Source organism: Monashia sp. HAY1-2A, from assembly GCF_056755315.1.
The window spans coordinates 1-6,900 of sequence record NZ_JBNDHY010000201.1; the positions used below are offsets into that span (position 1 = coordinate 1).

At 65.9% G+C, this 6,900-nt stretch carries 6 protein-coding genes, 1 tRNA gene and 1 pseudogene; 4 read left to right on the forward strand and 4 right to left on the reverse strand.

The window, feature by feature from the left end:
* Positions 1-658, reverse strand: a 658-nt coding sequence (locus ACPYOM_RS20095) for a carbohydrate ABC transporter permease (protein ID WP_481347300.1), incomplete at its 3' end; no start/stop codon positions are given.
* A gap of 155 nt (positions 659-813) precedes the next feature.
* The gene (locus ACPYOM_RS20100) at positions 814-2,112 is read right to left on the reverse strand and encodes an ABC transporter substrate-binding protein (RefSeq protein WP_481347301.1); all 1,299 of its coding nucleotides are present in this window, start codon (positions 2,110-2,112) and stop codon (positions 814-816) included.
* 297 nt (positions 2,113-2,409) lie between these two features.
* On the opposite strand from ACPYOM_RS20100, the gene ACPYOM_RS20105 reads away from it, so the two are divergent.
* From ACPYOM_RS20105 to ACPYOM_RS20115, 3 genes and pseudogenes are all read left to right on the forward strand, one after another.
* Positions 2,410-3,429, forward strand: coding sequence for a LacI family DNA-binding transcriptional regulator (locus ACPYOM_RS20105; protein ID WP_481347302.1), 1,020 nt, complete (start codon positions 2,410-2,412; stop codon positions 3,427-3,429).
* A 275-nt stretch (positions 3,430-3,704) separates the two neighbouring features.
* Positions 3,705-3,878, forward strand: a pseudogene (locus ACPYOM_RS20110) (response regulator); the annotation flags it as partial.
* A 103-nt stretch (positions 3,879-3,981) separates the two neighbouring features.
* The gene (locus ACPYOM_RS20115) at positions 3,982-5,565 is read left to right on the forward strand and encodes an FMN-binding glutamate synthase family protein (RefSeq protein ID WP_481347303.1); all 1,584 of its coding nucleotides are present in this window, start codon (positions 3,982-3,984) and stop codon (positions 5,563-5,565) included.
* Between the two features lie 115 nt (positions 5,566-5,680).
* Here ACPYOM_RS20115 and ACPYOM_RS20120 read toward each other — a convergent pair whose 3' ends face one another.
* Positions 5,681-6,106, reverse strand: coding sequence for an AAA family ATPase (locus ACPYOM_RS20120; RefSeq protein WP_481347304.1), 426 nt, complete (start codon positions 6,104-6,106; stop codon positions 5,681-5,683).
* Between the two features lie 115 nt (positions 6,107-6,221).
* A tRNA-Tyr gene (locus ACPYOM_RS20125) sits at positions 6,222-6,302 on the reverse strand.
* A gap of 167 nt (positions 6,303-6,469) precedes the next feature.
* On the opposite strand from ACPYOM_RS20125, the gene ACPYOM_RS20130 reads away from it, so the two are divergent.
* On the forward strand, positions 6,470-6,900 hold a 431-nt coding region (locus ACPYOM_RS20130; protein WP_481347305.1), incomplete at its 3' end, for a YajQ family cyclic di-GMP-binding protein.

Sequence of the window (6,900 nt, forward strand, 5' to 3'; positions counted from 1 at the left end):
CTACCAGTGTGGGCCGCAACCCCGGCCAGGTCACGTTCCAGAACTTCTGCCAGGTGCTGGCACCGTCGATGCTTGCGGCCTCGTAAAGATCCTGAGAGATAGTCTGGAGGCCAGCAAGCCACACAACCATATGAAAACCGACGGCCGACCATATGGACATGAGCATGATGGCCGGCATGGCCGTGCCGGGGTTGTCCAGCCAAGCGCTTCCTTGTACAGCGGACCCGCTCATTGTTGAAAGAAAGCTGTTGACTAGACCGTCGCGCTGGTAGAGGAATCGCCAGAGGACTGACACGGCGACGATCGAGGTCACGACGGGCAGGAAGTAGAGCGTGCGGAAGATCATCCGGCCGCGCAGCTGTCTGTTGACGAGGAGCGCCAAGATCAGGGAGAGGGCTGAATGCACGGGCACGACGACAAAAGCGAAGTAGAAGGTGTTGCCCAGGGACCTGAAGAACACGGGGTCATCGGTGAACGCATGGATGAAGTTGTTCAATCCGACGAAGCGCGGCGACAGCGGCGAAACGAGCCGTGCGTTCGTGAAGCCCAGGGCAAATGCCAGAAGCGTCGGCAGGACGAGAAAGAGGCAGAGCAGGACGAGAGCCGGCGCGGACATCGCCCAGGCGATGAGTCCCTCACGACGGCGGGAACTTGACATTCGCATGGGGTGCCCCTTGGCACCTCGCGACGCGGGCCTGGACCGGATGCGCTCAGCGGTTTCCGCGACATGCGGTTGGGTTTTCATGGGTACCTCTCAATTGCGCGGGGCGGTCGGGAACACGTTCTGGCGTTGCTCCCGACCGCCGAGAACCGTCACCCCTGGGGGGCGTACCCGTCGTTCTGAGCGATGTCCGCGTCGATGGCCTTCGCGGCCTGATCGAGTGTCGACTGCACGTCTGCCCCGGCCAGGATGTCCTTGGAGGCCTTGTTGAACGTGTCGGCGATCACCGGGAACGCTGGCGTGGCCGGCCGAGTCTTGGCGTGGTTGGCCTCGAGGTCGGCAAAGGTCTTGAACTGGCCACTCGGGCCGTAGTTCTCGGATCGTGCGGCTGCGGCGGCGGTCGCCGGGATCACCAGCTGGGTGTTGCTGATCTTCACCAGATTGTCCGTAGCCAGCGAGAACGCCAGGAACTTGTTGACCCCTTCGCGTTGCGCAGTTGAACATGACGAGGAGGTTCCGTACCCGAAGCTGCCCGCACCCACCACAGGCCCCTGGCCGAGATCCGGCGGCGGAAGGAACAGCATGTCCGAGCCGTACTTCGCGACGCTGCTCTGAGCGTCCCAGTTGCCATCCCAGTAGAGGGCAATGTCGCCCTTCTCGAACGGATTGCCATCGGTCGCCGCCGTGCTGATGTACTTCTGGGACACGAGGTCCTGAAGCCAATGGCCATACGCGACCGATTGCGGACCATTGAGCACCCCCTCGGACTTCTGGTAGTTGCTGCGATCGATCAGGTCTCCCCCGAAGCTCCACAGGAACGGGGTGCCGGAGTAGATATCGGCGCTGCCCAGGCTGAGCGGGTACTTGAACTTGGTGTCGCTTCTGAGGGTCGCCAACGCGGCCGCGAATTCATCCTTGGACCATGGGTGGTCCAGGGTGGGAATGCGGATCTTGTGTTGATCAAGGACCGACTTCCGCGCGAACATCGCCAGCCCCGCGTCCCAGTAGCCGACCGAGTAGATCTTGTCCTGCCAGGTGCCCTTCGCTCCAGGGATGAGCGGATCTGTTACTGAGGTGGGCAACTGCAGTGGCGTCAACCACTTGGACCAGGCCCAACTCGGGGCGTTCGGGGCATCGACCGCGAGCATGCACGGAAGCTTGTTAGCCGCCGCGGCACCACGAACTGAGGTCGCATACCCGTCGAACGGGTACTTCTTGTAGTTGAACGAGTACTCGGGGTTCGCCTTCGTGAACGCGTCCAGCATGTTCTGCATGTTCTGGACCTCGACCTTGGGCGAGCCCGCCTGGGGAGTCCACAGGTCGATCTTGACACTGCCCGGCGCACCACTGGCGCTGCCACTCGTGGGGGTGTCGGAGCTCGCGCATGCGCCGAGCCCAGAAACCGCAGCAGCGGTAGCGACCACGGCCACCGCGAGCCGGTTCATCTTCATGGGGGTCCTTCCTCGGAGTGATTTTGCGCCGACGTCGGCGCGGTCATCACACGGGCTGGTGGCGACTTCATCGGCGCTCGGCGTCTGACTGCAGACTCTAGGCGAGAGATGGCGGGCTGTCCATCAGTTCTTTGCAAGTTTCGGTCACATCGTTGGCCTCATACCGTCATCCAGCGCAAATCACCTACGAGCTGCGGCGTGCTCCCGGCCTTGCGTGCGCCAACATGGGGTCAGAACCTCGCAAGTTCACGGCGGAGTGTGTGGGCAGACCGACTACTTGGCCTTAGGATCGGCCTCGTGAGCAACGCCTTGAGCGAGATTGCGACGTACACCGGGCTGAGTGAGTCGACGATCAGCCGCGTACTGAACGGCCGGGAAGGGGTAGCGGAGAGCACCCGCGTCGCGGTTCTGACGGCTGTCGACGTCCTTGGCTACGAGCGTCCGAACCGGCTCAAGGCCCAGGGCGATCGCATCGTCGGGATCGTGATGCCGCAGTTCGAAAACCCCATATTCTCCGCCTTCGCCACGGCGATCGGTGGACAGCTGACGCAGCGTGGCTACGTTCCGTTCACGGGAGTCGTGGAGTCAGGCGGCCCGTCAGAAGCCGAGTACGTCCGAACGCTCTTGGGACGTCAGGTGTCCGGCCTGGTCTTCGTCTGCGGTCTGCACGCCGTGAACGGTCTCGACCACTCCCACTACACAGAGCTGGCCAAGCGTCGGCTCCCTGTGGTCGTCATTGACGGGCTTGCGTCCGAACTCGCGCTCCCTTGCGTCTCCACCGACGACCACGAAGCGGTCATCTTGGCCGCGCGGCACCTCGTGCATCTCGGGCACACACGGATCGGTCTCGCGATCGGAGACCAAGAACATGTACCGGGAGCCCGAAAAGAGGACGCCTTCAACGACTTCCTCAAGCGCGGTACCGGCATCACCGGACTGATCGATCGCACGCTCTACAGTCTGGAGGGAGGGATGACCGCCGCGACGCACCTCATCCATTCGGGCGTAACCGGAATCATCTGTGGCAGCGACGTGATGGCCCTCGGAGCAATCAAGGCGGCACGAAAGCTAGATCTCCGGGTCCCGCAGGATGTGTCGGTCGTGGGCTTCGATGATTCCCTGTTCATGTCCCTGATAGACCCACCTGTGACAACCATTCGCCAGCCCGTCGAGACGATGGCGCGAGCGGCCGTCGGGTTGCTCACCTCGCAGATCGCCGGCAGGGAGATTCGGACCGGCGAGATCATGTTTGAGCCGGAACTCGTCGTTCGCGAGAGTACGGGTCCGGCGCCAGCCGAACTCCGCGTTGGCGCATGATCTGCCCTTCGGTCGCGCCTGCCTCTCTTGGCGGTCTTCACAGTTCAGTTCGTCCTGGCCGCTAGAGGGTCAGACTCGCGTGATCGCCAAGGCAGATCTGCCAGCCATCGCCGAACGGATCGTCGAATCATGACTCGTGAGCGATGTCCCTGAGAGGCCCGCCCGAGTCCGGCTGTCTTCGGCGTGAGACTCTCCGGCGTGAGGCGCACGCGGCGAAGTGACGCGGATGGCCGAGGCCGCCTACCACCGGCATGATCGAAAGGTGATCGCGCGCGGTGCTCATCGTCACGACGTTCGGCCGACCGGGATTCCTCCGGAGGGCGCTCCGGGCTGGGGCGCCGGGCCTCGTCGTGAAGGACACGCCGGCAGCCGAGCTCGCGGACGTGGTGCGCCGGGTGGACGCACGCCTGCGCGTGGTGGACCCGGGCCTGGCCACCGACAGGCTTGTCGCGCCGGCGGTTCGACCCGGCCGATTGTCCCGCGTCGGACGGCGCCGCCCGGGGACCGTCCAGCCATGGCACCGCTGCAGCAGCCCAGCGCATAGTGGACCCTATGCGACTCGTCCCCAAAGCCGGGTACGTCGGTGCGGCCGCCGCGTCTGCCCTGACAGCCCTCGCGGCGCGCGACCTTCTCCAACGCGAGCACTCTTTGTTGCGCAACTTCCCCGTCGTCGGGCATGCGCGCTACCTCCTTGAGGCCATCGGCCCCGAGCTGCGCCAGTACCTCGTGGCGGGCAACAACGAGGAGCGACCGTTCACCCGCGACCAGCGACGGTGGGTCTACGCCTCGGCCAAGAAGCAGAACAACTACTTCGGCTTCGGTACCGACAACGACCTGGAGTTCACGGCCGGCTACCCCGTCATCAACCACCGCACCTTCGGACGGGCTGTGCCGGCGTCAGGCCCGGCGGCGGGCCAGGAGGTGAGCCTCCCCTCGGCCAAAGTCCTCGGCGGCCCCAGAGGCCGGCGGCACGCCTTCCGCCCCGCGTCGGTGGTCAACATCTCGGCGATGAGCTTCGGCTCGCTCTCCGGGCCTGCGGTGGAGGCGCTCAACCGTGGTGCGGCGCTCGCCGGCTGCCTGCAGAACACAGGAGAGGGCGGCCTCTCTCCCTATCACCGCAAGGGAGGAGAACTGATCTTCCAGATCGGCACCGCGTACTTCGGGTGCCGTGATGAGGGCGGCCGCTTCGACCTCGACCGGCTCAAGGAGGTCCTCGTGAGCGCACCGGTGCGAGCCATCGAGATCAAGCTGAGCCAGGGAGCCAAGCCGGGTCTGGGCGGGCTGCTGCCCGCTGCCAAGGTCTCACCCGAGATCGCCGCCACGCGGGGTGTCCCGGTCGGCGTGGACTGCGTCAGTCCCTCGCGGCACGCGGAGTTCTCCGACACTGACAGCCTCCTCGACTGGGTCGAGATGTTGGCGACCGAGACGGGTCTTCCGGTCGGCATCAAGTCCGCGGTCGGTGATCTGGTGTTCTGGGAAGAGCTGACCGGCCTCATGGCGCGGACCGACCGTGGGGTCGACTTCGTCACGATCGACGGAGGAGAGGGCGGGACGGGCGCAGCGCCGCTGATCTTTACCGATAGCGTCTCGCTGCCGTTCCAGGTGGGGTTCGCCAGGGTGTACCGGATGTTCGCGGAGCGGGGGCTGCACAAACAGGTGACGTTCATCGGTGGCGGAAAGCTCGGCCTGCCGGACAATGCCGTCATCGCCTTCGCCCTCGGCTGCGACATGGTCAACGTCGCTCGGGAGGCGATGCTCTCCATCGGGTGCATCCAGGCGCAGCGATGCCACACCGACGGCTGCCCCACCGGTGTCGCCACGCAGAGCCCCTGGCTCGCCCGCGGTCTCGACCCGGGGGTCAAGTCCGTGCGTGCAGCGAACTACATCAAGACGCTGCGCAGGGACCTCCTGAAGGTGGCCGAGGCCTGCGGCGTGGAGCACCCGGGACTTATCAGCACCAGCGCCGTGGAGATTCTCGACGGACGCACAGCCTCGACGCCGCTGCACGAGGTCTACGACTACGACCCTCTCTGGGGCATGCCGTCGGACGCCGACTGCGCCCAAATCATCCGGATCATGACCGAGACGGCGCCGCAGGGCGGCAACGCGCCCGCGTCCGAGACCGCAGCAGGATGACGTAGCCGCCACATCGCGCCATCGGAGTGAGCACGACCGCCGATCCGTCGCGTGGGGGCGAGCGCGCATCGCGTACAACGTCATCGCCCGTCCCCTGCGGGAGGCTCACTCACCGTCAGTCGACTTCCCATCCGCGCGCGACCGCCTCAAGCTTCAGCTCGTCCCGGACCTCAGTCAGGTCTTGCCTCGGTGAGCCATTTGGTCGTGTTCTCGGTGGGACACCGACGGCGTCGGCGAGCACCTCCGCGGCGGCCGCGGACGGGGCCAGCCCGACCACCGAGCCCGGCCCGAACTGCGTTTCCCAGACGGCGCGGACCCCGGCCATGGTCGTCGACTTGCCCGTGCCGGCCGGCCCGACCAGGACATCCAGGCTGCGCCCGCAGGTCGTGATGCGGCGCACGGCGTCGGACTGCTCCGCCGAGAGCGGATGGTCGCGACCCGGCAGTTCTTGCGCGGCGACACCGGCCGCCACGTTCGGGTCGACGGTGGCCGCGTCGACCGCCCGGCCGGCGTCGAGGAGCCGCTGCTCGGCCTCGATCACTGCCCGGCTGGTGTACTGGACCGAGTCCCTGGGCCGGAGCCGGGACGTGCCCTACCACAGCGGAAGGGCCTCCGACCGGCGTTTCCGCTGGTCAAAGGCCCTTCTGAGCACTGGGTGGCAGGTGAAGGATTCGAACCTTCGTAGCTTTCGCGACGGATTTACAGTCCGCTTCCATTGGCCGCTCGGACAACCTGCCTCGTGCGCTCGGAAGGATAGCAAGGAATGGGGCGTGCGCCGAATCGGGTTCGCAGGCACCACAATGGACCCTTGGGAGCACCGTGGCCGACGCTCGGCCGGGCCGCCTCCCTCCCCCGCGCATCCCCCGCGAACCGACTCCCACGCCTACCCGAAGGAGCCACACCGATGGCCGACTCCTCGTTCGACATCGTCAGCAAGTACGACAAGCAGGAGGTCGCGAACGCGGTCAACAGCGCGAGCAAGGAGATCTCCCAGCGCTACGACTTCAAGAACGTCGGCGCGTCGGTCGAGCTGGCCGGTGAGGTCATCAAGATGAGGGCGAGCACCGAGGAGCGTTGCAAGGCGGTCCTCGACGTCGTCCAGACGCATCTGGTCAAGCGCAAGGTCAGCCTCAAGCACCTCGACCTGCCGGAGGCCGGCCCGCGCGTCTCGGGCAAGGAGTACCACCTCGACGCCCCGCTCAAGGAGGGCATCTCCCAGGAGAACGCCAAGAAGATCAACAAGCTGATCCGCGACGAGGGCCCCAAGGGCGTCAAGAGCCAGGTCCAGGGCGACGAGCTGCGCGTCACGAGCAAGTCCCGCGACGACCTCCAGGC